Annotated in this window: 21 protein-coding genes and 1 pseudogene; 10 read left to right on the top strand and 12 right to left on the bottom strand. The window is 60.0% G+C overall.

Annotated features, from left to right (window positions below; translation table 11 throughout):
• Positions 1 to 117 precede the first annotated feature (117 nt).
• Positions 118 to 822 (top strand): hypothetical protein, encoded by a 705-nt coding sequence (locus L6D63_RS21875; RefSeq protein ID WP_047296374.1) that lies wholly within the window; start codon positions 118 to 120, stop codon positions 820 to 822.
• 66 nt (positions 823 to 888) lie between these two features.
• Here the strand turns inward: L6D63_RS21875 and L6D63_RS21870 are convergent, their stop codons facing one another.
• The 9 genes from L6D63_RS21870 to hmpA form a co-directional block, all read right to left on the bottom strand.
• A complete protein-coding gene (locus tag L6D63_RS21870) occupies positions 889 to 1,380 on the bottom strand; it encodes a RidA family protein (protein WP_041071759.1) in 492 nt (163 codons plus the stop codon).
• 406 nt (positions 1,381 to 1,786) lie between these two features.
• Entirely contained in the window at positions 1,787 to 2,674 is an 888-nt protein-coding gene (cyoE, locus tag L6D63_RS21865; RefSeq protein WP_003227980.1) for a heme o synthase, read from the bottom strand.
• Positions 2,675 to 2,684: 10 nt separating this feature from the next.
• Positions 2,685 to 3,020, bottom strand: coding sequence for a cytochrome o ubiquinol oxidase subunit IV (cyoD, locus tag L6D63_RS21860; RefSeq protein ID WP_041071757.1), 336 nt, complete (start codon positions 3,018 to 3,020; stop codon positions 2,685 to 2,687).
• A complete protein-coding gene (cyoC, locus tag L6D63_RS21855; RefSeq protein WP_003227982.1) occupies positions 3,020 to 3,643 on the bottom strand; it encodes a cytochrome o ubiquinol oxidase subunit III in 624 nt (207 codons plus the stop codon). Before cyoC ends, cyoD begins: the two co-directional genes overlap by 1 nt.
• Before the next feature lie 3 nt (positions 3,644 to 3,646).
• On the bottom strand, positions 3,647 to 5,674 hold the full coding sequence (gene cyoB, locus L6D63_RS21850; protein ID WP_047296376.1) for a cytochrome o ubiquinol oxidase subunit I: 2,028 nt from the start codon (positions 5,672 to 5,674) through the stop codon (positions 3,647 to 3,649).
• A 3-nt stretch (positions 5,675 to 5,677) separates the two neighbouring features.
• Complete coding sequence (gene cyoA / locus L6D63_RS21845) at positions 5,678 to 6,619, bottom strand: ubiquinol oxidase subunit II (RefSeq protein ID WP_027612162.1); 942 nt, start codon at positions 6,617 to 6,619, stop codon at positions 5,678 to 5,680.
• Positions 6,620 to 7,445: 826 nt separating this feature from the next.
• Positions 7,446 to 7,955: a disulfide bond formation protein B gene (locus L6D63_RS21840; protein WP_007968385.1), complete on the bottom strand. Its 510-nt coding sequence runs from the start codon at positions 7,953 to 7,955 to the stop codon at positions 7,446 to 7,448.
• Positions 7,956 to 7,980: 25 nt separating this feature from the next.
• Complete coding sequence (locus L6D63_RS21835) at positions 7,981 to 8,541, bottom strand: ester cyclase (RefSeq protein ID WP_047296379.1); 561 nt, start codon at positions 8,539 to 8,541, stop codon at positions 7,981 to 7,983.
• A gap of 235 nt (positions 8,542 to 8,776) precedes the next feature.
• A complete protein-coding gene (gene hmpA / locus L6D63_RS21830; RefSeq protein WP_131671081.1) occupies positions 8,777 to 9,958 on the bottom strand; it encodes an NO-inducible flavohemoprotein in 1,182 nt (393 codons plus the stop codon).
• A 162-nt stretch (positions 9,959 to 10,120) separates the two neighbouring features.
• On the opposite strand from hmpA, the gene norR reads away from it, so the two are divergent.
• From norR to L6D63_RS21805, 5 genes are all read left to right on the top strand, one after another.
• Positions 10,121 to 11,674 (top strand): nitric oxide reductase transcriptional regulator NorR, encoded by a 1,554-nt coding sequence (gene norR / locus L6D63_RS21825; protein WP_131671080.1) that lies wholly within the window; start codon positions 10,121 to 10,123, stop codon positions 11,672 to 11,674.
• A gap of 243 nt (positions 11,675 to 11,917) precedes the next feature.
• Positions 11,918 to 12,820 carry a chemotaxis protein CheV gene (locus L6D63_RS21820; RefSeq protein WP_007968390.1) on the top strand — a complete coding sequence of 301 codons (903 nt, stop codon included), beginning with the start codon at positions 11,918 to 11,920 and terminating at the stop codon, positions 12,818 to 12,820.
• Positions 12,821 to 12,847: 27 nt separating this feature from the next.
• Positions 12,848 to 13,309 carry a GNAT family N-acetyltransferase gene (locus tag L6D63_RS21815; RefSeq protein ID WP_131671079.1) on the top strand — a complete coding sequence of 154 codons (462 nt, stop codon included), beginning with the start codon at positions 12,848 to 12,850 and terminating at the stop codon, positions 13,307 to 13,309.
• Between the two features lie 127 nt (positions 13,310 to 13,436).
• The gene (locus tag L6D63_RS21810; protein ID WP_047296388.1) at positions 13,437 to 13,760 is read left to right on the top strand and encodes a hypothetical protein; all 324 of its coding nucleotides are present in this window, start codon (positions 13,437 to 13,439) and stop codon (positions 13,758 to 13,760) included.
• Positions 13,761 to 13,846: 86 nt separating this feature from the next.
• Complete coding sequence (locus L6D63_RS21805; RefSeq protein ID WP_095668360.1) at positions 13,847 to 14,596, top strand: YkgJ family cysteine cluster protein; 750 nt, start codon at positions 13,847 to 13,849, stop codon at positions 14,594 to 14,596.
• A gap of 140 nt (positions 14,597 to 14,736) precedes the next feature.
• On the opposite strand, the gene L6D63_RS21800 is transcribed toward L6D63_RS21805, so the two are convergent.
• The 3 genes and pseudogenes from L6D63_RS21800 to L6D63_RS21795 form a co-directional block, all read right to left on the bottom strand.
• Positions 14,737 to 15,840: a methyl-accepting chemotaxis protein gene (locus tag L6D63_RS21800; RefSeq protein WP_373873760.1), complete on the bottom strand. Its 1,104-nt coding sequence runs from the start codon at positions 15,838 to 15,840 to the stop codon at positions 14,737 to 14,739.
• Positions 15,841 to 16,044: 204 nt separating this feature from the next.
• A pseudogene (locus L6D63_RS28845) lies at positions 16,045 to 16,326 on the bottom strand (PAS domain-containing protein); the annotation flags it as partial.
• A 149-nt stretch (positions 16,327 to 16,475) separates the two neighbouring features.
• A complete protein-coding gene (locus L6D63_RS21795) occupies positions 16,476 to 16,715 on the bottom strand; it encodes a hypothetical protein (RefSeq protein ID WP_131671077.1) in 240 nt (79 codons plus the stop codon).
• Between the two features lie 723 nt (positions 16,716 to 17,438).
• Between L6D63_RS21795 and L6D63_RS21790 the strand changes: the two genes are divergently transcribed.
• The 4 genes from L6D63_RS21790 to L6D63_RS21775 are packed head-to-tail and all read left to right on the top strand — an operon-like array spanning position 17,439 to position 23,733.
• Positions 17,439 to 18,596: an efflux RND transporter periplasmic adaptor subunit gene (locus L6D63_RS21790; RefSeq protein ID WP_131671076.1), complete on the top strand. Its 1,158-nt coding sequence runs from the start codon at positions 17,439 to 17,441 to the stop codon at positions 18,594 to 18,596.
• Entirely contained in the window at positions 18,593 to 21,694 is a 3,102-nt protein-coding gene (locus tag L6D63_RS21785) for a multidrug efflux RND transporter permease subunit (RefSeq protein ID WP_131671075.1), read from the top strand. Before L6D63_RS21790 ends, L6D63_RS21785 begins: the two co-directional genes overlap by 4 nt.
• 7 nt (positions 21,695 to 21,701) lie before the next feature.
• Positions 21,702 to 22,379 carry a heavy metal response regulator transcription factor gene (locus L6D63_RS21780; protein WP_007916978.1) on the top strand — a complete coding sequence of 226 codons (678 nt, stop codon included), beginning with the start codon at positions 21,702 to 21,704 and terminating at the stop codon, positions 22,377 to 22,379.
• The gene (locus L6D63_RS21775) at positions 22,369 to 23,733 is read left to right on the top strand and encodes a heavy metal sensor histidine kinase (RefSeq protein ID WP_131671074.1); all 1,365 of its coding nucleotides are present in this window, start codon (positions 22,369 to 22,371) and stop codon (positions 23,731 to 23,733) included. The genes L6D63_RS21780 and L6D63_RS21775 overlap by 11 nt, the downstream gene beginning before the upstream one ends.
• The last annotated feature ends 26 nt before the right edge of the window (positions 23,734 to 23,759 follow it).

Raw genomic sequence — 23,759 nt, 5'->3', positions numbered from 1 at the left:
CGCACCACCGGACTGTTGTTCCGTGACAACGCCGCCCCGCTCCCCTAAATTAACCGGCCTGAAAAAGACCTCGCGCTTTCTCGTTTCCACTCAAGTTAAAAAAGTAGTGAAATTTCAATGTCCGATTTCAACACCGCTGAATCCGTAGTCACCGAATCGTCCAAAGCGGAATACGAAAACTCCATCAATCTTTCACAACACCTCCCACAAGCCAAAATCATCAGCGAGATGGTGCTGGACGCTTTCCAGTCGACCCGCGAAAGCGACCAGATCCGCGAACTGCGCGCCGCGATCCGTCAGGCACACGACAGCTTCGACGACGACAAGGCCTATGAGCTGATGGGCCAGCTCAAGGCGCTGAAAGACGCCGAAGCCGCCGACCTCGCCGCCCTTGAAGACCTGAGCAGCAAGTTCTCGATCGGCCGCATCCTGTCCTGCTTCAAGGACGATCCGGCGTTCCAGGAAATCGTCTACGGCCTGGCCCTCAAGGTGCTGAACCAGACCCACCAGGCGATCAGCAACCCGAGTGGCGGCAAGGGCAAAGCTGCTCGCGCCAAGAAAGAAGTCGAAATCTTCACCATCAGCAAGGACGGCAGCAGCGTGACCCTGCCGCTGCGCACGCCGCGCTCGCGCATGAACGTTGACCGTGAGGCGCTGGAGTTCCTCGGTTTCACGTTTGTCGGTGAAGGCGAAGAAGCCGAGCTGGAAGGCGAAACCTTTGTCGACAACGCCGGCACCGAACACGCAATCAACCGCAAGAACATCATCACCGCACTGCAACAGCAGACGGCGTTCGAGGGTTACAGCATCGCCGCGCAGTAAATCCGGCGCCGACAAAAAAGCCCCGCTCTGAGATTCAGGCGGGGCTTTTTTTGGGCGTTGCGGCGGTCAGACTTCCGGCTGTACCGCAACGATCATGTCGACCTCGATCGCAGCATTCTTCGGCAACTGATAGACACCGACCGTGGTGCGGGTGTGCCGGCCAGCATCGCCGAGCACATGGCTGAACACGTCCGATGCGCCGTTGGCCACCTCGCTCAGGTCAACGAAGTCCGGGGTCGACTTCACATACACCGTGACCCGTAATAACGCCCGGATCTTGTCCAGCGAACCCACCGCATCGACGATCAGTGCCAGGCAGCGCATGGCACTGATGCTCGCGGCTGCCTGGGCATCCTTGAGCGTCAACTCCAACCCGACGCGACCGGGATACAGAATCCTGCCATTGACCCGCGGCACCATGCCGCTGATGTACAACTCATCGCGATGACGGATCAGCGGCGCGTAATTGCCGCCGGCAGTGTTCTCGCCATAGATGTCGTAGTTCAGCTCTTGTGCCAGGGCAATGAAGCGTTCGTCGCAGGTCATCCTCTCAGTCATTTCGCCCAGCCTTTTGATCAGTGCATGAAGAACCGCAGGTTAAGACCGATGATTGCCGGAGATTCGATTTGTGGCAGGTCATCGACATAGTTGGATCCAAATCTAGGTGTTTCACGAAGTGATAGCAACCGGCCGCTGAGGCATCCTTCGCCACATTTTCACGGTGTGCCGCCATCTCTGCGACGCCCTGCATTAACTCAGCAAACAGATCGCGCTTTTTCATCCAAACCTGCCCCATTAGAAAATAGCCTCTGGGATCCTAACTAATGAAAAGTTTTCTGAAGGTAGGAGATCTCTCTATAAGCAGACAGTCGTTTCCCAAAGACACGCTCAACCTTAAATAGCACCCAACAAAAAACCCCGCACATCTCTCAATGTGCGGGGTTTTTCGTGAAGCCATCGAGCCTTACGGCGCGTACGTCAGCAGCAGCTCGGCCGGCACCTTGAAGTCCAGGGACATCATGACGCTCAGGGCGGTGATGGTGAAGATCGAGAACACGAACAGCTTGCGTGCCCAGACCGTGTCATCCACCGCCTTGTAGCCGGTCCAGGCCATGTACAACCAGTACATGCCCATGGCCGCGGCAACGGCGAGGTAGCTCATGCCGGCGTAACCGCTGAAAGTCAGCATCAAGGTCGCCACGAGGAACGCCAGGATGTAGAGCAGGATGTGCTTCTTGGCCACTTCGATTCCGCGCTTGACTGGCAGCACCGGAATCGATGCGGCCAGGTAGTCGTTGAAACGGAAGATCGCGATGGCGTAGGAATGCGGCATCTGCCACAGGCTGAACATCACCAGCAGGGTCAGTGCGGCCATGTCGAAGCTGTTGGTCACGGCAACGTAACCGATCACTGGCGGCATGGCGCCCGACAGACTGCCCACCAGCGTGCCGTGAACCGACTTGCGCTTGAGGTACAGGCTGTAGAAGCCGACGTAGATGATGAAGCCGATTACCGCGAACAGGGCGGCCAACGGGTTGGCCACCTTGTACAACAAGGCAACGCCGAGAACACCCAGGATGGTCGCGTAGACCAGGGCCAGTTTCAGGGAGATCAAGCCCTGCACCAGCACCCGGTTCTTGGTGCGTTCCATCTTCAGGTCGATGTCGCGGTCGATGCAGTTGTTGAACACGCAACCGGAGGCCACAACCAGGGAAGTGCCGATCATGGCGGCCAGGAACACCGCCAGATCTACATGCCCTTTCGAGGCCAGGAAGAACCCGCCTGCCACAGAAAGCACGTTACCGAAAATGATCCCCGGTTTGGTGATTTGGATAAAGTGCTTGAGCGACATCGGGTCTACCTCACTTCGCCATCATGTACGTGTGGATGCTGAACATGATCCACAGCGACAGGCCAACCAGCAGCAGGATCACGATGGCCGTAAAGACAAACGCGATCACGTTGTTACGTTGTGCAATCGAACGGTCCAGGTGCAGGAAGTAGTACAGGTGAACGATCACCTGGATTACCGCGAACAGCAGGACGATTGCCAGCGTCGTGGACTTCGGCAAGGTCGGGTACATCACCAGGCCGAACGGGATGACGGTCAGGATCACCGACAGGATGAAGCCGATGGCGTACGACTTTACGCTGCCGTGGCCAGCATCATGGCTGTCATGGGAGTGTGCATTAGCCATTACAGGGTCCCCATCAGGTAAACAACGGTGAATACGCAGATCCACACCACGTCCAGGAAGTGCCAGAACAGGCTCAGGCAGCTCAGACGGGTCTTGTTGGTCGCCGTCAGGCCGTGCTTGTTGACCTGGTACATCATGATGCCCATCCAGATCAGACCCGCGGATACGTGCAGACCGTGGGTACCGACCAGGGTGAAGAACGCCGACAGGAAGCCGGAACGGCTAGGACCGAAGCCCTCGGAGATCAGCAGGTGGAACTCGTTGATCTCCATGGCGATGAAGCCTGCGCCGAGCAGGAAGGTCATGAACAACCAGCCCAGAACCTGCTGCTTCTTGCCTTTGTACAACGCCAGCATGGCGAAGCCGTAGGTGATCGAACTGAACAACAGCAGAGCGGTTTCGCCCAGCACGTATGGCAGTTCGAAGATGTCGTGGCCCGACGGGCCACCGGCGACGTTGTTTACCAGTACTGCGTACACCGCGAAGATCGACGCAAACAGAATGCAGTCGGTCATCAGGTAGAGCCAGAAACCGTATACGGTCATCTCGCCCGAGTCGTGGTGATGGTCATCGTGCCCATGGTCACCATGGGCGTGTCCAACATTGGTCACTAAGTTCGACATGGTTTAAGCCTGTTCCAACGAGGTTACACGGGTGGCATTGGCCGGGATTTTCCCTGCCGCGACCAGACGCTTGTGCTGCTCGGCTTCGATGCGCTCGATCGTTTCAACCGGAACCATGTAGCCCTGGTCGTCACGTGCCGCGTGGATCACGAAGTAGATGACAGTGCCGGCCAGGCTGGCGATCGCCAACCACCAGATGTGCCAGATCATCGCGAAACCGAAGACGGTCAGCAGTGCGCCCATCACCACGCCAGTGGCGGTGTTGTTTGGCATGTGGATCGGCTCGTACTTGGCCGGAGCCTGGTACGCAGTACCGTTTTCCTTGGCTTCGGTGAACGGGTCGATGCAGTCAGCCTTAGGCAGCACAGCGAAGTTGTAGAACGGAGGTGGCGACGAGGTCGACCATTCCAGAGTGTGGGCATTCCACGGGTCACCGTGTTCGCACATGTTCTCTGGCTTGTTGCGGTCACGCACACTGACGTACAGCTGGATCAGCTGGCAGGCGATGCCCACGGCGATCAGGATCGCACCGAACATGGCCACGTACAGGTACGGTACCCACTCAGGGTTGGTGGTGGCGTTCAGACGACGGGTCATGCCCATGAAGCCCAGTGCATAGAGCGGCATGAACGCGACGAAGAAGCCCGAGATCCAGAACCAGAACGCTGCTTTACCCCAACCTTCGTGCAGCTTGAAGCCGAACGCTTTCGGGAAGTAGAAGCCGAAACCAGCGATGTAGCCGAATACCGCGCCGCCGATGATCACGTTGTGGAAGTGCGCAATCACGAACAGGCTGTTGTGCAGAACGAAGTCAGCACCCGGGATGGCCAGCAGTACGCCGGTCATGCCGCCGATGGCGAAGGTCACCATGAAGCCCAGGGTCCACATGACCTGGCTGGTGAAGCGCAGACGGCCCTGGTAGATGGTGAACAGCCAGTTGAACAGTTTCACACCCGTCGGGATGGAAATCAGCATCGTCGCCAGACCGAAGAAGGCGTTGACGCTGGCACCCGAACCCATGGTGAAGAAGTGGTGCAGCCAAACCATGAAGCCCAGTACCGAGATCGCGCCCGAAGCGTAGATCATCGAGTGGTGGCCGAACAGTTTCTTGCCGGTGAACGCCGAGATCACTTCCGAGAAGATGCCGAATGCCGGCAGGATCAGGATGTAAACCTCAGGGTGGCCCCAGGCCCAGAACAGGTTGACGTACATCATTGGATTGCCACCAAGTTCATTGGTGAAAATGTGGAAATCCATGTAACGGTCGAGGGTCAGCAGTGCCAGGGTAGCGGTCAGGATCGGGAACGAAGCCACGATCAGGACGTTAGCCCAGGTGCAGGTCCAGGTGAAGATCGGCATGTCCATCAGTTTCATGCCAGGGGTACGCATTTTCAGTACGGTGGCGAGGAAGTTGACCCCCGTCAGCGTCGTACCCAACCCGGATAGCTGTAGCGCCCAGATGTAGTAGTCCATCCCCACGCCAGGGCTGTATTGCAGACCCGACAGCGGCGGATAGGCAACCCAGCCGGTCTTGGCGAATTCGCCGACGCCCAGGGACAGGTTGATCAGCACAACGCCGGACACCAGCAGCCAGAAGCTCAGGGAGTTCAGGAACGGGAAGGCAACGTCACGCGCGCCGATCTGCAGCGGCACTGCAAGGTTCATCAGGCCGGTGAAGAATGGCATCGCCATGAAGATGATCATGATCACACCGTGAGCGGTGAAGATCTGGTCATAGTGTTCAGGTGGCAGGTAGCCAGGCGAACCCTCGGTGGCCATGGCCAGCTGGGTACGCATCATGATCGCATCGGCAAAGCCACGCAGCAGCATGACCATGGCAACGATGATGTACATCACGCCGATTTTCTTGTGGTCGACCGACGTCAGCCACTCGGTCCACAAGTAGGTCCACTTCTTGAAGTAGGTGATTGCAGCGAACAACGCCAGACCACCGAGCGCGATCATCGAGATGGTGACCATCACGATCGGCTCGTGGAAAGGGATCGCTTCCCAACTTAATTTACCAAACATCGTTTACTCCTCTGCCCCGGCAGCTGAATGCGAATTCGAGTCCATGTCCGTTGCCGCCACTTCTTTCTCTTTCTTCTCGTGCTTCAGCGGCTTGCCCGGTTTCATGCCTTCGTACTTGTCGACGATGGTCTGGAACAGGTTCGGCGTGACCGAGGAGTAGAGCTCGACTGGATTGTTCTGGCTTGGCTTGGCAAGGGCTGCGTATTCAGCTTGTTCAAGCTGTTTAGGTGCCTTTTTGACTTCACTTACCCAGGCGTCGAAATCTTCCTGAGAAGTTGCGATCGCTTTGAATTTCATACCGGTGAAACCAGCGCCGCTGTAGTTGGCGGAGATACCGTCCATTTCAGCGTTGCGGTCAGCGATCAGGTGCAGTTTGGTGGTCATGCCCGCCATCGCGTAGATCTGGCCGCCCAGGCCCGGGATGAAGAACGAGTTCATCACGGCGTCGGAGGTGATCCGGAAGTTGACCGGGGTATGCGCCGGGAACACGATCTTATTGACCGTGGCAATGCCTTGTTCCGGGTAGATGAACAGCCACTTCCAGTCCAGCGCAACGACTTCGATGGTCACCGGCTTGACGTCGGATTCAATCGGACGGTACGGGTCCAGTTTGTGGGTCGAAATGTAGGTGATGTAACCCAGGGCGATGATGATCAGAACCGGGATGGTCCAGACCGCCACTTCGATTTTGGTCGAGTGCGACCATTTCGGGGTGTAGACGGCATCCTTGTTGGACGCGCGGTACTTCCAGGCGAACAGGAAGGTCATGACGATAACCGGCACAACGACCAACAGCATCAGCAGCGTGGCGGTGATGATCAGGTTGCGCTGTTCCAGGCCGACCTGGCCCGTTGGATTGAGCAGGGTCATGTTGCAGCCTCCCAGCAACAACGTGCCGAGCAGCGGCACTAGGCCTAGTAATCTGGGGTACCTGTTTTTACTCATCTCACGACCTCTAAAGCAGCTTGCGCAATGCAGTTGGGTTTTGATCGCCAACACTTCACCCTGCCAAGGGTTGGCATTTTCTTTGGATTGAATAAGGGCCGCCCGTCGCGCGTCAGACGCTCGACAAAACCTTGGGACAGCGGTCAGTTCTTATTCGAATTCGTGGTCAAAGGCCTTGTTACAGACCAATTCCATTTGGTGCGGAAAGTTGGAAGGCACCGACACCTGGGTGTCTCGAAAGCCTTTCGGCCGGCTCGACACCCGACTTCCTGTCCAGTTCCTTAATAAAGGTTGAACAGTGCCGGGAATTCAGTGCGGGCGATTGTAGATAGGTAGCGCCCTATACACCATGTCTTATCCCGAAATAATTTTTATCGCTCAGAGCAACAATCCATCACCGTTTTTGCAAAAGTTCCGCATGTTATCGAAATCGATTCTCAACAAAAACACCAAAAAATGTAGGCCTATACACCTCAGTTCAGACAGCTCCGAAGGCTTTTTTCCGGCAGCGAATCGGCGCAAAGCCCGATATTCAAAGGCCTCTGGCCATGTGCCAGAGCCTGTTAAAACTGCCTGATCTGGCACCTGCGTGCAAAACCAGAAAAATGCCGAAACAGACCAATCCTTTTTTGTAACATTACGCCAATCCGGGTTGCTGAAACGCCCTGCGACACGGCGTGTGTGACAACATGTCGCACACCTGTCGCACGCTCCATTGCCGTTCGTCACGGTGATTTCACAAACTCTCTGAAATGCAAAACGCCCCGAGCGGCTGATCCGCAAATCGGGGCGTTTTCTGTATCGGCCAATCCGTCGAAGAGTTGACTCAGCGCAGTGCTTTTCGGTTACGCGAGGTCAGCAGCGGCACCAGGATCACCACCAGCACGAAGGCCACTAGCGCCCATTGCGCCAGCGACAGGCCGAGGATCGGCGGGTACGGCGTCGAGCAGAAACCGTCGACCTGGAAGCCCAGCGGGAAGATCTTCGCCAGCGGCAGGTCGTCGACAATCGGCTGCAGCACATCGATGCCGCAGCTCACCGCCGGATAGAACTGGGTGTACACATGATGCCCGGCGACACCGGCACCGGCGATCGCGCAGATCACCACCAGTACCTCAAATACCGTGATGCTGCGGCGGGTGCGCATCGCCGCGCCGATAAACGCGAACAGCGCAATCAGCAGCAATGCATAACGCTGCAGGATGCACAGCGGGCATGGCGCCTCGCCCAGCACGACCTGCATGTACAGCGCACCGCCGATCAGTGCCAGACAGATGATGCCCAGCAGCACCAGAAAGCGCCGCTCACGTCCCAGTCGAATCGTTTCCTCGCTCATCGCGTTTCCCTTGTATGTCCATGGTTCAGCTGGCTGGCGGCTGCGCTTGCAGTTGCGCCATCAGACTGATGTTGTCTTCGATATGCCAATTGGCCGCGATGCGACCGTTGTCGATCTGATAGATATCGGTTGCCCGGAAGTCTACACGCTGGCCCTGCCCTTTGAGAGTCTTGAACGTACCGCTGAAGTGGCCGCGAAAGTGCAGATGCACCACCACGCGGTCACCGGCAATGATCATTTGCTCGATCTCGCAGCTCAGGTCCGGCACCGCCGTGCGAAAGAACTTCGACGCCAGCAACGGCCCGCTCGGGCCCTGCACCCGCCCTTCTGGCGGGGTCTTGTCGACAAACTGCGGCGACAAGGCTGCCGTGGCCAGGGCCTCTTCCCCACTGTTCCAGAAACTGCCGTAACGCCGCGCCGCCAGTTCCATTGCATCACGTTGAGCCTTGGGCAGGCTCTGATCGACGATCAGGGTCTGTGGTGCGATCAACGCCGATTCGGCCGAAGCAAACGGACTGGCCAGCAAAGCAGCCGACAGGCCAAGCGTTGCCAGGCTCGAACGAGAGGAGAAGATGATGTGCGACATGGGGGCGATCCTGATCAGTTAAACGAACGAGCGCCTATCATCAGCATCGGGGAATAAACGATAAACCGGTTAAGAAACGATTAACCTTTAAACACTTTTTAAGAATCAGAACCGCGTAACGGCCATCGCGGGCAAGCCCGCTCCCACAGATTCAGCGTCGTTCACACATTTTGTGCACGCCACAAATCCTGTGGGAGCGGGCTTGCCCGCGATGCAGACGACTCGGTGTTTGCAATTACTCCAAAGCCGCCGCCGGCCCGAAGAACTCATAACGGCTCTGCTGCTCCGGCACACCCAGTGCTTTCAGATGCCGCTTGATCGCGCCCATGAAGCCCTTCGGCCCGAGGAAGTAAGCATCGACATCCCGTTGCGCCGGCAGCCATTCAGCCAATTGCTCTTGGCTGAGCATTCCGACCTTGTCCGCCGCCGGACTCACGCCGTCATCTTCGGCGTAGCAATAGAAGCGCTTGAGCTGCGGATGACGCGCCGCCAGCCCGTCGATCCAGTCGCGGAACGCATGCACGCTGCCGTTGCGCGCGCAGTGGATAAAGTGCACCGGGCGCTCGGTTTGCAACGCCGCTTCGAGCATCGCGAGGGTCGGGGTAATGCCGACACCGCCGCTGATCAGCACCAGCGGTTTGTCGCTGGCCGTCAGGGTGAACTCGCCCGATGGCGGGAACAGTTGAATGCTCGCGCCGACGTGCAATTGATCGTGCAAATGGTTGGACGCACGACCACCCGGTTCGCGTTTGACGCTGATGCGGTACTGACCTTTATTGGCCAGTGCCGACAGCGAGTAATTACGGCGGATTTCTTCACCATCGAGGATCAGCTTCATGCCGATGTACTGCCCCGGCTCAGCGGCAAGGATCGGCCCCTTATCCGCCGGTTCGAAGTAGAACGAGATGATTTCCGCGCTTTCCTCGACCTTGTCCACCACGATGAACTCCCGCGCCCCGCGCCAGCCGCCGACTGCCTGTTCTTTCTGGTCGTAGATTGCCGCTTCGGCACCAATCAGGATCTCGGCCAGTTGCCCGTACGCCGCGCCCCACGCGCTCATCACTTCCGGCGTAGCGATCTCGTCGCCGAGCACTTCGGAAATGGCGCGCAGCAGGCAGGTGCCGACAATCGGGTAGTGCTCAGGGAGGATTTGCAGGGCGACGTGCTTGTTGATGATCTTCGCCACCAGATCGCCCAACTGGTCGAGCTGATCGATGTGTCGGGCGTACATCAGCACGCCATTGGCCAAGGCACGTGGCTGGTCGCCGCTGGCCTGATGCGCCTGATTGAACAACGGGCGGACTTCAGGGTATTCGGAGAGCATCATGCGGTAGAAGTGGGTGATCAGCGCTTCACCGCCGCTTTCCAGCAGAGGCACAGTGGATTTGACGATGGCACGATCCTGAACGCTAAGCATAAGAGTGACTCCAGAGCTTTTTTGAGAATTGCCTTAGGCTTATCAGCTTTCATGCCAGATATTTTATCGTTATAAATCAATAGCTTAATTTTTACGTAGTCATTTAGACACGAAGCACTTTATAGTCATATCGACCACATCGAGTCTCTTTGACTACATACCATGACCGCCAAATCCCTGCTCACCGCTTTACTGCCGCTGGTCTCCGACCTGTCCCGCGAACTGCCCGAAGGCGAGCGCTATCGGCGCCTGCTCGAAGCCCTGCGCGCCCTGCTGCCGTGCGACGCCGCCGCGTTGCTGCGCCTGGACGGCGAATGGCTGGTGCCGCTGGCGGTGGATGGCTTGAGCACCGACACCCTCGGCCGGCGCTTCAAGGTCAGTGAACATCCTCGTTTCGAGATCCTGCTGGGCGGCGCCGGGCCGACGCGGTTCGCCGCCGACAGCGACTTGCCCGATCCCTACGACGGCTTGGTCGATGGTCTGGGCGATCACCTCGAAGTGCATGACTGCCTCGGCTGCCCGCTGTTCGTCGACGAAAAACTCTGGGGTCTGATTACCCTTGATGCGCTTGATCCGGAGCGTTTCGAACCGATCGAACTCGATGCCCTGCAAGCCTTCGCCAGCCTCGCCTCGGCCACGGTCAACGCCGCCGAACGCATCGAACGCCTGGCGCTGCGCGCCGAAGACGAGCATCAGCGCGCTGAGGTCTACCGACAGGCCAGCGGTCAGCAGCAGCGCGAAATGATCGGCCAGAGCAAGGCGCACAAACGGCTGGTGGAGGAAATCAATCTGGTCGGTGGCAGCGACCTGACCGTGCTGATCACTGGCGAAACCGGGGTCGGCAAGGAACTGGTGGCGCAAGCGATCCACGCCGCCTCCCCGCGTGCCGACAAACCGCTCATCAGCCTCAACTGCGCGGCCCTGCCCGATACGCTGGTCGAAAGCGAACTGTTCGGCCATGTGCGCGGCGCCTTCACCGGTGCCACCAGTGACCGTCGCGGCAAGTTCGAACTGGCCAATGGCGGCACGCTGTTTCTCGATGAGGTCGGCGAACTGTCGCTGACCGTGCAGGCCAAGTTGTTGCGCGTGCTGCAAAGCGGCCAGTTGCAGCGGCTCGGTTCGGACAAGGAACATCAGGTCGATGTGCGCCTGATCGCCGCAACCAACCGCGATCTGGCCGAAGAAGTGCGCAGCGGCCGTTACCGCGCCGACTTCTATCACCGCTTGAGCGTGTACCCGCTGCGAGTCCCGGCGCTGCGCGATCGCGGGCGCGATGTGTTGCTGCTCAGCGGCTTCTTTCTGGAACAGAACCGCTCGCGCATGGGCCTCAACAGCCTGCGCCTGAGCAGTGACGCCCAGGACGCGCTGCTCGCCTACACTTGGCCGGGCAACGTGCGCGAGCTGGAACACTTGATCGGGCGCAGTGCGCTGAAGGCGCTGGGCAACTGCAAGGTCAGACCGAAGATTCTCAGCCTGAGCGCGGCGGATCTGGATTTGCCGCGTGAGGTTGTGGATAACTCGCCAGCGCCTGCCTCTGCAGTACCGGCGATACCGTTGATCAGCGGTGATTTGCGCAGCGCCACCGAGCAATATCAGCGGCAGTTGATCAGCGCTGCGCTTGAGCGTCATCAGGATAACTGGGCGAGTGCAGCGCGGGAGTTGGGGCTGGACCGGGCGAATCTGGGGCGGATGGCCAAGCGATTAGGCATGAAGTAATCACTTCATCCAGTTTGAGTGGATTCCTTGTGGCGAGGGGATTTATCCCCGATGTGCTGCGCAGCGGCACCAAGAAATGGGACTGCTGGGCAGTCCATCGGGGATAAATCCCCTCGCCACAGATGATTCTTGCCCTACCCGATAACCGACCTAAAGCCCACCCCGTTAACGCCGATAACCCGGCATCAATAGTTTCTGGCGATTTGCACCCTCGCCCATCACCTTTTTCCACAGAAGGTTTATATGTCTTCCACCAAAGCCCGCGCAGATTCACTTTCGCTTCTGCTGTTTACTTTGCGCAGCGGCAAGCTGATGGCGATCAACCTGCTGAAAGTCAGTGAAATCATCCCCTGCCCGCCGCTGACCAAAATGCCCGAGTCGCATCCGCACATCAAAGGCATCGCCACCCTGCGCGGCGCGTCGCTGTCGGTGATCGACCTCAGCCGCGCCATTGGCGAGCGACCGCTGGAAGACCCGAACGGCGGCTGCCTGATCGTTACTGACGTCAGCCGCTCCAAGCAGGGACTGCACGTGCAGGCGGTGAGCAAAATCGTCCATTGCCTGACCACCGACATCAAGCCACCACCGTTCGGCTCCGGCGGTTCGCGCGCCTACATCACCGGCGTGACCTCGGTCGACGGCACGCTGGTGCAAGTGCTCGACATCGAGAAAGTCATCCACAGCATCGCCCCGGCACAGATCGAAATGGCCCCGACCGACCTGAGCATGGAAGATGCCGAAGTGCTGGGCAATGCACGGATTCTGGTAGTCGACGACAGCCAGGTAGCGCTGCAGCAATCGGTGCACACCCTGCGCAACCTCGGCCTGCAATGCCACACCGCGCGCAGTGCCAAGGAAGCCATCGACTGCCTGCTGGATCTGCAAGGCACCGCGCAGCAGATCAACCTGATCGTCTCCGACATCGAAATGTCCGAAATGGACGGCTATGCCTTTACCCGCACCCTGCGCGAGACGCCGGACTTCGCCCACCTCTACGTGCTGTTGCACACCTCACTCGACAGCGCGATGAACAGCGAAAAGGCCCGCCTGGCCGGGGCCAACGCGGTGCTGACCAAGTTCTCGTCGCCGGAACTGACCCAGCGCCTGATCGAAGCCGCCAAACACGTCGCTGCCAACGGTCATTGATTCTTGAGCCAGACGTACTGCTTTCTGATGCGGCGCGACCTTCGTCAAGACGTGCCGCCGCCGCACTGGCCGGAAGGCATTGAGCTGAGCACTTACCGCCCGGAACTGGCGGCGGCCGTGCATCAACTGATGCAACGCGGTTACCGCGAGGGCGGCGGTCGCGTGCCAGCGCTGGAGGAGTGGCAACTGCGCTTTGAAAGCGATGCCGAATACGATCCCGAGTTGTGCTGGATTGCCACAGACGCCGAAGGCGTGATCGGGGTGGCGCAGTGCTGGACCAGTTCCTACATCAAGAATCTGGTGGTGCATCCACGCGCTCAGGGTCGTGGACTGGGTCGGGCGTTGCTGTTGAATGCATTCAAGGTGTTTCAGCAAAGGCGCGAAGGATTTGTCGATCTGAAGGTGCTGGAAGACAACCTGCGGGCGCAGCGGTTGTATGAGAGTGCCGGGATGTATGTGGTTCGCCGGGAATTGGTGCCAGCCGAATAAAAGTCAAAAGATCGCATTTCTCTGTAGGAGCTGCCGCAGGCTGCGATCTTTTAGCGGCTCATCAGGCAACAAAAGTCTTTAGGCATACTCCAACCTTTGGACTCTCAAGACCAAGGATGCCGCCCCCATGAAAACCCTCACTCTGAGCCTGCTCTGCCTCACCGCCCTCGCCTCCCAGGCCCACGCCTCCAGCCCCGACGCCTGGGCCGCTTACGACAAAACCGTGCTCGCCAGTTGCACCAAGGCCAGCGGCCTGAAAGCTGCGAAACCGGTCGGCAGCCCCGCGCAGTTCGATGACCGCGTCGGCTATACCGCCGTGCTGCTGCAAGGCCAATACCCGCAAAAACACATGAAAGGCCAGCAAGGCACCGAACTGTGCCTGTACAACAAAAAGTCGAAAACCGCGTTCGTCACCGAATGGGACTCGATTCATCCGACCGCCAAGCCTTGAGGACTGGCGCACAACTTGCTTCGATCAGCCTCAGCCTGGCGACTTTACGTCGCTGTTTCACACCCTGATTGAAGATTGATCGTGCAATGAATACGACGTTTTCCTGCGTTGGCTGCGGCAAATGCTGCACCGACCACCATGTGCCCCTGACCCTCGCCGAAGCCCGCATGTGGGCGGCGGACGGTGGTCAGGTGATCGTGCTGGTGGAGGCTTTTCTCGGCAACGGCCTGGGCCTGCCGGCGCAGCAGCGTGAACACGCTGAACGACGTTCAGCAGCCGTGCGCAGCGGTACTACCGAGGCCCACGTGGCAATCACTTTCGCCGCCTACAACGTCGGTCGCTGCCGGAATCTTGACGAAGACAACCGGTGCCGCATCTACGAGCGCCGACCGTTGGTGTGCAGGATTTATCCCGCTGAGATCAATCCGCACATCCCGCTCAATCCGGCCGCCAAGGATTGCCCGCCAGAGTCGTGGCAGCAGGGGCCGCTGCTGATTGCCGGCGGGGAGTTGGTTGACCAGGAGCTGTTGGAATTGATCCAGCGCTCACGCCAGGCTGATCGCGACGACATCCGGATCAAGGACGCGATCTGTGCCGCTCTGGGAATTCGCACCACAGCGCTCAAGGGCGATGGGTTCACCGCGTATTTACCGCAGATGGACGCTTTTGCGTCTGTGATCGATCAGGTGTCTTCCCAGCCACTGAACACAGCATCCAGTGAATGGCTGTTTCATTTGTCCGGAGACGACGTGGCCGGGCAATTGCTGGCGGCTGGGGCGCAGGTGGTGACGGAGCCGGCGCAGACGTATGCGTTTATCTCTCTGCGGGCGGCTTGATCCGAAATTCCTGCCGATTGGACTGGCCTCATCGCTGGCAAGCCAGCTCCCACAAGGTTCCATGTCGTGCACAAGTCATGTGAACACTCGAGAAACCTGTGGGAGCTGGCTTGCCAGCGATGAGGCCAGTGGGAACAGCATCAATCCTGGCCTTGCCGCCGCCCCCAGAACTCCCGCGCCAGCAAGCGCAAATCCCCCGCCAACCCCGCCACATCCTCAGAGTTGCGCTGACTCAGCCGCCCCTCATCCACCGTCAATTCGGACGCCGTGCGAATGCTGACGATATTGCGATGGATGTCCTCACTCACCGCGCTCTGCTGCTCCACCGCTGCGGCAATCTGCAGGCTCATTTCGGTGATCTGCTCGACCCGCTCGCTGATCCCGTCCAGCGCCCGCGCCGCACGCTGTGCCTGTTCGACGCTGTTATCCACATGCTCACTGCTTTGCTGCATCACCAGCACCGCATCGCGCGCGCCGTTTTGCAGGGTGCTGATCATTCGTTGAATCTCGTTGGTCGATTGCTGCGTGCGCCGCGCCAACCCGCGCACCTCATCAGCCACCACTGCAAAACCGCGCCCGGCATCACCAGCGCGCGCCGCTTCGATCGCCGCGTTAAGCGCCAGCAGATTGGTCTGCTCGGCGATGCTGCGGATCACCTCCAGCACCCCGGAAATCTCGCTGCTGTGGCCTTCGAGCTGATGGATCACCTCGGTCGCCCGCCGCAATTCCTCGGCCAGACGCAACACCGCACTGCGACTTTCACCGACCAGCCAATGCCCTTCACGGGTTTCCGTATCGGCCAGGTCCGCCGCCACCGACGCCTGCTGCGCATGGCTGGCGACCTGCGCGACACTCGCGGCCATTTGGTGAATCGCTGCCGCCACCTGATCGGTTTCCGCCTGCTGCGCCAGCGAACTGCTGTGGCTTATTTGCAGATGATCAACCAGCTGCGCGGCATGCCCGGCCAACTGTTGCGATGCGTCACCCATACGCCCGACCACCGCGCCGACCTGGGCTTCGAGCATCTGCAGGGCAAACTCGATCTGGCCGAACTCATCGCTGCGCCCGGTGTAAATGCCCTGGCTCAACGGATTGTCCGCAACCTGCCGCGCCCGCTCGTTCAGCCGTTCCAGCGGACGCAGAATCCAGCGCACGCCTAATGCACAAACACTGCTGCCGACGACAAATGCCGTGCCATCGATCCACGCCGACTCCGGACGCAACCAGGCCTCGATCCCCAACACCAGACCCAGCAACGCACTGGCCAACGCCGTGATCCGGCCGCGCAAACCCAACCTGAGCAGCGACCGCCTTCCCTTCAATTCGCCACGCAACTGCGCATAAACCCGCTCCGCCGCGGCCACCCACCGCGCATCAGGCCGGGTGCGCACCGACTGATACTCCACCGCCACGCCGTTCTGCGTGACCGGCGTGACATAGGCGCTGACCCAATAATGGTCGCCATTCTTGCAACGATTCTTCACCAGCCCCATCCACGAACGACCGCTCTTGAGCGTCTGCCACATATGGGCAAACGCCTGCGCCGGCATGTCCGGGTGACGCAACAAGTTGTGTGGCGTGCCGAGCAATTCGTCGCGGCTATAACCGCTGATCTGAATGAAATCGTCGTTGGCGTAAGTGATCGCGCTGGTCAGATCGGTGGTCGAAAGAATGTTCGCATCCAGCGCCACATCGACGTTACGGCCGGTTACCGGGAGATTGATCTTCATGGAAAGCGCGCTCGTTTTATGGGAAGAGTCGGCAGGGCTGCTGACTCTAAGCGCACCAATTGGTCAAATGTTGATCTGGCTCAGGGGATGAGCACTTAGCCATCACTGCGACGGAAAATCGCAGTCGATGGCTGAAGGCGGGATGAAACTCAGCGCTTGCCCATCGAACGGCGGGTACCCGGCGGGGCCATGCCCGGGGTCTTGGTGTGGCCATTCTTGGCGCCGTTCTTGTACCACGGCTGATTCGAACCCTTGGCGGCCGCCAGTTCACCCGGTTTGAACGGAAACTTGAACGCCGGGATCTCGGGTTTGGTCTCGTTGGCGTCAGTCAGCTCGGCCGGGACATCGCTCACAGCGTCGTCAACTGGCGGTTGGATCGGGGAAGTCATAAAAGCTCCGCAAAGCAAAAAGTCCGGCCCGAACAGTGAGCCGCGAAGGCGCGCAGTATACCTGCGCGCCCGGACTCGGCACCTGGAGATTTGCAGCGGCTGTCAGGCCGTCTTCGCGAGCAGGCTCGCTCCCACAGGTGGACCGAGTACACCCGCCAGAGATTGGTCAGCTGGCAGGCCGTCTTCGCTGGCAAGCCAGCTCCCACAGAAGAGCAAAAGCAAGATCAAGAGATCGCAGCCTGCGGCAGCTCCTACAGGGAAAACAAGCACAACCCGCACGCGGCGCATGCCGCCCCACTCAACAGGATGAGCGTTAGCTCGGCTGCAGCTCTTGATCTTGATCCACGGGCGACATCGGAAGGCTGAGCGGAGGGATTGATCCGGGCGTGGGAGCGCAGCGACCGTTTGGCGCAGCCAAACACAGCGAGAGGAGGTGCAGCGAAGCAAACCGTAGGCGCTGCGCCCGGATCGATCCCGCAGCGAAGGGACCCCGAGCCCCAGCGAGCGGGCCGAACGTAGGAGCAAGCCTTTTTGGTTACTTTTTCGGCGTCTGGAAAAAGTGACTCGCCGTAAGGGCGAAACCCTAATCAGCAACACTCGCAGAAACGGATATACACCCCGGCGAAACTGACAGCGCTGACAGCCAGCCGTCACCCTCCTGACCCCCAAACAAGTTTATAAAGACCCAACCTGCCCAAACTCCAGCCCTTGGCGCCCCATTTCATGCGAATCAAGAAAAACCAAGCCCTGCTAGCCCTAGTGATCGCCCTGGCCGCCGCAGGCACATGGTGGGCAATGAAACCCGCCCCGACCAAACTGGCCACCCCGACCGCCATCCCGGTCCGCGTCGTCACCGTCAGCGAAAAAGACGTCCCCCGCTACACCAGCGGCATCGGCTCCTTACTCTCATTACACAGCGTCGTAGTGCGCCCACAAGTCGACGGCATCCTCACCAAAATCCTCGTCAAGGAAGGCCAACTGGTCAAAGCCGGCGACCTGCTGGCCACCATCGACGACCGCTCGATCCGCGCCAGCCTCGACCAGGCCCGCGCGCAACTGGGCGAAAGCCAGGCACAACTGCAAGTCGCCCTGGTCAACCTAAAGCGCTACAAACTGCTCAGCGTCGACGACGGCGTCTCCAAGCAGACCTACGACCAGCAACAGGCCCTGGTCAACCAACTCAAGGCCACCGCCCAAGGCAACCAGGCCTCGATTGACGCGGCGCAGGTACAACTTTCCTACACGCAGATCCGCTCACCAGTCACCGGCCGCGTCGGTATTCGTACAGTCGACGAAGGCAACTTCCTGCGCATGACCGACACCGCCGGCCTGTTCACCGTGACCCAGATCGACCCGATTGCCGTGGAGTTCTCGCTGCCGCAGCAAATGCTGCCGACCCTGCAGGGCCTGATCAACGACCCGCAGCACGCGCAGGTCAAGGCCTACATCGGCGCCGACACCGATGGCGAAACCGGCAACCTGCTCGGCGAAGGTCACCTGACCCTGATCGACAACCAGATCAACGCCAACACCGGCACCATCCGCGCCAAGGCTGAATTCGACAACGCCAGCCAGAAGCTCTGGCCGGGCCTGCTGGTGACGGTAAAAATTCAGACGGCACTGGATAAGAATGCGCTGGTGGTGCCGCCCACCGTCGTACAGCGCGGTCTCGATCAACACTTCGTCTATCGCGTGAATGGCGACAAGGTCGAAGCCGTGCAAGTGCAGATGGTTTATCAGGGCAGCGGGCAGGACATCATCAAAGGCGTGAAGACCGGTGACGTGCTGGTGACCGACGGCCAGTCGCGGCTCAAACCCGGTTCGACCGTGCAGGTCATGAGCGAGCCGCCGCAGGTGGTGCAAGCGGAGCCGAAACCATGAAGGAGCACAAAGGCGTCTCCACATGGTGCATCGATCACCCGGTTGCAACGATTCTGCTGACCATCGCTTTGGTGCTGGTCGGCGTGATTGCCTTCCCACGCCTGCCGATCGCGCCACTGCCGGAAGCGGAATTTCCGACGATTCAAGTCTCGGCGCAGTTGCCTGGCGCCAGCCCCGACACCATGGCCTCGTCCGTGGCCACACCGCTGGAGGTGCAATTCAGCGCCATCCCCGGCATGACCCAGATGACCTCCAGCAGTGCGCTCGGCTCCAGTCTGCTGACCCTGCAATTCACCCTCGACAAGAGCATCGACACCGCTGCCCAGGAAGTCCAGGCGGCGATCAACACCGCCGCCGGCAAGCTGCCCAAGGACATGCCGACGCTGCCGACCTGGAAGAAGGTCAACCCGGCCGACAGCCCGGTACTGATCCTCAGCGTCAGCTCGACGCAAATGCCCGGCACCGAACTCAGCGACCTGGTGGAAACCCTGCTGGCGCGTCAGATCAGTCAGATCGACGGTGTAGGCCAGATCAACATCACCGGTCAGCAACGTCCGGCGATCCGTGTGCAGGCCTCGGCGGACAAACTGGCGGCGATCGGCCTGACCCTCGCCGACATTCGTCTGGCGATCCAGCAGACCAGCCTCAACCTCGCCAAAGGTGCGTTGTACGGCGAGTCGAGCATCTCGACGCTGTCGACCAACGACCAGTTGTTCCACCCCGAGGACTACAGCCAACTCATCGTTTCCTACAAGGACGGCGCCCCGGTTCACCTGCGCGATGTCGCCAAAGTCGTCAACGGTTCGGAAGATGCCTACGTGCAGGCCTGGGCCGGTGATCAACCCGGAGTGAACCTGGTGATCTCGCGCCAGCCCGGCGCGAACATCGTCGAAACCGTCGACCGCATTCAAGCCGCCCTGCCCGGCCTCGAAGCCATGCTCCCGGCCTCGGTGCAGGTGAAAACCCTGATCGACCGCACCCAGACCATCCGCGCCTCGCTGCATGAAGTCGAGATCACCCTGTTGATCGCGATCCTGCTGGTGGTGGCGGTGATGGCGCTGTTTCTGCGCCAGTTGTCAGCGACCATGATCGTCTCGGCGGTACTCGGCGTGTCGCTGACCGCCAGTTTCGCTTTGATGTACCTCCTCGGCTTCAGCCTGAACAACCTGACGCTGGTGGCGATTGTCGTGGCCGTGGGGTTTGTCGTGGACGATGCGATTGTGGTGGTGGAGAACATCCACCGGCATCTGGAGGCCGGCGACAGCATGCGCGAGGCGGCGGTCAAAGGTGCCGGCGAAATCGGCTTCACCGTGGTCTCGATCAGTTTCTCGCTGGTGGCGGCGTTCATTCCGCTGCTGTTCATGGGCGGTGTGGTCGGGCGGTTGTTCAAGGAATTCGCCCTGACCGCAACCTCGACCATTTTGATTTCGGTGGTGGTGTCGTTGACCCTCGCACCGACGCTGGCCGCGCTATTCATGCGCAAACCGGTGCACCATGCCCACGACAAACCGGGCTTCAGCGAACGCTTGCTGGCCTGGTACGAAAAGGGTCTGCGCCGTGCCCTCGCCCACCAGAAACTGATGATCGGCGTGTTCGGCCTGTCGCTGGCACTGGCGATTGCCGGTTACATTTTTATCCCCAAGGGATTTTTCCCGGTGCAGGACACCGGTTTCGTCCTCGGTACCACTGAAGCCGCTGCGGATATCTCCTACGGCGACATGGTGAAAAAACACCTGGCGATGGCCGAAATCGTCGCCGCCGACCCGGCCGTGCAGGCGTTTTCCCACTCGGTGGGTGTGTCCGGCAGCAACCAGACCATCGCCAATGGCCGCTTCTGGATTGCCCTGAAAAAACGCGGCGACCGCGACGTCTCGGCCAGCCAGTTCATCGACCGGATTCGTCCGCAACTGATGAAAGTCCCGGGCATCGTCCTGTACCTGCGCGCCGGCCAGGACATCAACCTCAGCTCCGGGCCGAGCCGCGCGCAGTACCAATACGTGCTCAAGAGCAATGACGGCGCGACCCTCGCCACCTGGACCCAGCGTCTGACGGAAAAGCTGCGCAGCAACCCGGCGTTCCGCGACATTTCCAACGACCTGCAACTGGGCGGCAGCATCACTCACATCAGCATCGACCGCAGCGCCGCCGCGCGTTTCGGCCTGACGGCGAGTGATGTCGACGAGGCCCTGTACGATGCGTTCGGTCAACGGCAGATCAACGAGTTCCAGACCCAGGTCAACCAGTACAACGTGATTCTGGAACTGGACACCAAGCAACGCGGCAAGGCCGAGAGCCTCAACTATTTCTACCTGCGCTCGCCGCTGAGTGGCGAGATGGTGCCACTGTCGGCACTGGCCAAATTCGATGCGCCGACCATCGGCCCGCTGTCGATTGCTCATGACGGCATGTTCCCCGCCGCCAACCTGTCGTTCAACCTGGCGCCCGGCGTGGCGTTGGGTGATGCGGTGATTCTGCTCAATCAGGCCAAGGCCGAAATCGGCATGCCGACCGCGATCAGCGGCAACTTCCAGGGCGCGGCGCAGGCGTTCCAGAGTTCGCTGGCCAGCCAGCCGTGGCTGATTCTCGCGGCGCTGGTGGCGGTGTACATCATTCTCGGCGTGCTTTATGAGAGCTTTGTGCATCCGCTGACGATCATCTCGACCCTGCCGGCAGCCGGTCTCGGTGCGGTGATCATGCTGTGGATCTGCGGCCAGGACTTCTCGATCATGGCGTTGATCGGCTTGGTGTTGCTGATCGGTATCGTCAAAAAGAACGGCATCCTGATGATCGACTTTGCCCTCGAGGCGCAGCGCAATCGCGGCTTGCCGCCGCAGGATGCGATTTACGAAGCGTGCCTGACGCGATTCCGGCCGATCATCATGACCACTCTCGCCGCCCTGCTGGGTGCCCTGCCGCTGATGCTCGGTTATGGCACCGGCGCCGAACTGCGCCAGCCGCTGGGGATCGCGGTGGTGGGCGGCTTGCTGGTCAGCCAGATGCTGACGCTGTTTACCACGCCGGTCATATACTTGTGGCTTGAGCGGCTGTTCCACAGGCCCAAACCAATGCCCACGACGGCATTGGCGACTACAGACTGAGGCGGTCATGCGCGTTCTGATTATCGAAGACGAGGAAAAAACCGCGGACTATCTGCACCGCGGTCTGACGGAACAGGGTTACACCGTGGACCTGGCCCGCGACGGCGTCGAAGGCCTGCACCTGGCGCTGGAAAGCGACTACGCGGTGATCGTCCTCGACGTGATGTTGCCGGGCCTGGACGGCTTTGGCGTACTGCGTGCGTTACGCGCGCGCAAGCAGACTCCGGTAATCATGCTCACCGCCCGTGAGCGCGTCGAAGACCGCATCAAGGGCCTGCGCGACGGCGCCGATGATTACCTCGGCAAGCCGTTTTCCTTCCTCGAACTGGTGGCGCGCCTGCAAGCGCTGACCCGACGCAGCGGCGGGCATGAACCGGTACAAGTGAGCATCGCCGACCTGTGGATCGATCTGATCAGCCGCAAGGCGACCCGTGCCGGCACCCGGCTGGACCTGACCGCGAAAGAGTTCTCGCTGCTCAGCGTGCTGGCGCGCCGGCAAGGCGAAATCCTCTCGAAAACCGCGATTGCCGAGATGGTCTGGGACATCAATTTCGACAGCGATGCGAACGTCGTCGAAGTCGCGATCAAACGTCTGCGGGCCAAGCTCGACGGGCCGTTCGACGAGAAACTGCTGCACACGATTCGCGGCATGGGTTATGTGCTGGAGAGCCGTGGTGTCCAGTAATTCGATTGCCCTGCGTTTAAGCGGGATGTTTACGCTGGTGGCGCTGCTGGTGTTTCTGTTGATCGGCGGCGCACTGTATCAGCAGGTCGACAAGGGCCTTGGCCTGCTCCCGGAAGCCGAGCTGGATGCGCGTTACAGCGTGCTTGAATCGGCGCTCAATCGTTATGGCACACCCGAGCATTGGGTGAAGATCAACGCCAAGCTCAAGCTGCTCGGCGAAGAGGACAAGCGCATACGTTTCTGGGTGGTCAGCGCTGATCCCGGTTACGAGTATGGCGAGCCTGACGCGCAAATCCGCGCCTTCGCCCAGGGCCCGACCGGCATGCATGATCTGCAGTTGCCTGAACATCCTTATCCGCTGAAAGTGCTGCTGACCGAGTTGCCGGCCAAGGATCAGCGCCCGCCGCTGCGGTTCATGATCGGCATCGACACCGAAACGTTCCACGAGACCCAACACAAGCTGTTGATCGCTCTCGTCAGCCTCGCGATTGTCGGTGTGCTGATGGCCTCGGCGCTGGGGTACTGGGTCGCGCGAATCGGCCTCAAGCCGTTGATCAAACTGTCGGATGAAGCCCAGCGCCTCGCGCCTCCCCTGCGGGCTGGACGCTTGCGGATGTCGCCATTGCCGCCGGAGCTTGAGCAGTTTGTCGATTCGTTCAACTCCACGCTGGAGCGGGTCGAACAGGCCTACTCGCGGCTGGAGTCGTTCAACGCCGACGTCGCCCATGAACTGCGCTCGCCGCTGACCAACCTGATTGGCCAGACCCAGGTCGCGCTGACCCGCGGGCGCTCCGCCGAACACTATTTCGAAGTGTTGCAATCGAACCTCGAAGAACTGGAACGCCTGCGCTCGATCATCAACGACATGCTGTTTCTGGCCAGCGCCGACCAGGGCAGCAAGGCCACCAAACTTACCGAGACTTCTTTGGCCGATGAAGTCGCGACCACTCTGGAGTATCTGGATTTCATCCTCGAAGACGCGCAGGTGCAGGTACACGTCAGTGGCGATGCGCAGGTGCGGATCGAGATCGCACATCTGCGCCGGGCATTGATCAATCTGCTGAGCAACGCCGTGCAGCACACCGAGCCGGGCAAGGTGATCGAAGTGCGGATCGAGGTTGAGGAACATCAGGTCAGCATCGGCGTGGCCAACCCGGGATCGCCGATTGCCAGCGAGCATTTGCCGCGACTGTTCGAGCGCTTCTACCGGGTCGATGCCTCGCGCAGCAACAGCGGCAACAACCATGGATTGGGGCTGGCGATCGTCAAGGCGATTGCGCTGATGCACGGTGGGGATGTGTTTGTGCGCAGTGATCGGGGGATGAATACCTTCGGCATCCACCTCCCCGTTTAATCGCTGATTAAAGTCCCCTGTGGCGA

Source organism: Pseudomonas parakoreensis (genome assembly GCF_021602155.1).
Classification (GTDB): Bacteria; Pseudomonadota; Gammaproteobacteria; order Pseudomonadales; family Pseudomonadaceae; genus Aquipseudomonas; species Aquipseudomonas parakoreensis.
This window is presented reverse-complemented; position numbering and strand designations above follow the sequence as displayed.

Excerpts from the sequence above, each read along its gene's own strand:
- L6D63_RS21875 (WP_047296374.1), top strand. The coding sequence starts at position 118 with ATGTCCGATTTCAACACCGCTGAATCCGTAGTCACCGAATCGTCCAAA.
- L6D63_RS21870 (WP_041071759.1), bottom strand. The coding sequence starts at position 1,380 with ATGACTGAGAGGATGACCTGCGACGAACGCTTCATTGCCCTGGCACAA.
- cyoE (WP_003227980.1), bottom strand. The coding sequence starts at position 2,674 with ATGTCGCTCAAGCACTTTATCCAAATCACCAAACCGGGGATCATTTTC.
- cyoD (WP_041071757.1), bottom strand. The coding sequence starts at position 3,020 with ATGGCTAATGCACACTCCCATGACAGCCATGATGCTGGCCACGGCAGC.
- cyoC (WP_003227982.1), bottom strand. The coding sequence starts at position 3,643 with ATGTCGAACTTAGTGACCAATGTTGGACACGCCCATGGTGACCATGGG.
- cyoB (WP_047296376.1), bottom strand. The coding sequence starts at position 5,674 with ATGTTTGGTAAATTAAGTTGGGAAGCGATCCCTTTCCACGAGCCGATC.
- cyoA (WP_027612162.1), bottom strand. The coding sequence starts at position 6,619 with ATGAGTAAAAACAGGTACCCCAGATTACTAGGCCTAGTGCCGCTGCTC.
- L6D63_RS21840 (WP_007968385.1), bottom strand. The coding sequence starts at position 7,955 with ATGAGCGAGGAAACGATTCGACTGGGACGTGAGCGGCGCTTTCTGGTG.
- L6D63_RS21835 (WP_047296379.1), bottom strand. The coding sequence starts at position 8,541 with ATGTCGCACATCATCTTCTCCTCTCGTTCGAGCCTGGCAACGCTTGGC.
- hmpA (WP_131671081.1), bottom strand. The coding sequence starts at position 9,958 with ATGCTTAGCGTTCAGGATCGTGCCATCGTCAAATCCACTGTGCCTCTG.
- norR (WP_131671080.1), top strand. The coding sequence starts at position 10,121 with ATGACCGCCAAATCCCTGCTCACCGCTTTACTGCCGCTGGTCTCCGAC.
- L6D63_RS21820 (WP_007968390.1), top strand. The coding sequence starts at position 11,918 with ATGTCTTCCACCAAAGCCCGCGCAGATTCACTTTCGCTTCTGCTGTTT.
- L6D63_RS21815 (WP_131671079.1), top strand. The coding sequence starts at position 12,848 with ATGCGGCGCGACCTTCGTCAAGACGTGCCGCCGCCGCACTGGCCGGAA.
- L6D63_RS21810 (WP_047296388.1), top strand. The coding sequence starts at position 13,437 with ATGAAAACCCTCACTCTGAGCCTGCTCTGCCTCACCGCCCTCGCCTCC.
- L6D63_RS21805 (WP_095668360.1), top strand. The coding sequence starts at position 13,847 with ATGAATACGACGTTTTCCTGCGTTGGCTGCGGCAAATGCTGCACCGAC.
- L6D63_RS21795 (WP_131671077.1), bottom strand. The coding sequence starts at position 16,715 with ATGACTTCCCCGATCCAACCGCCAGTTGACGACGCTGTGAGCGATGTC.
- L6D63_RS21790 (WP_131671076.1), top strand. The coding sequence starts at position 17,439 with ATGCGAATCAAGAAAAACCAAGCCCTGCTAGCCCTAGTGATCGCCCTG.
- L6D63_RS21785 (WP_131671075.1), top strand. The coding sequence starts at position 18,593 with ATGAAGGAGCACAAAGGCGTCTCCACATGGTGCATCGATCACCCGGTT.
- L6D63_RS21780 (WP_007916978.1), top strand. The coding sequence starts at position 21,702 with ATGCGCGTTCTGATTATCGAAGACGAGGAAAAAACCGCGGACTATCTG.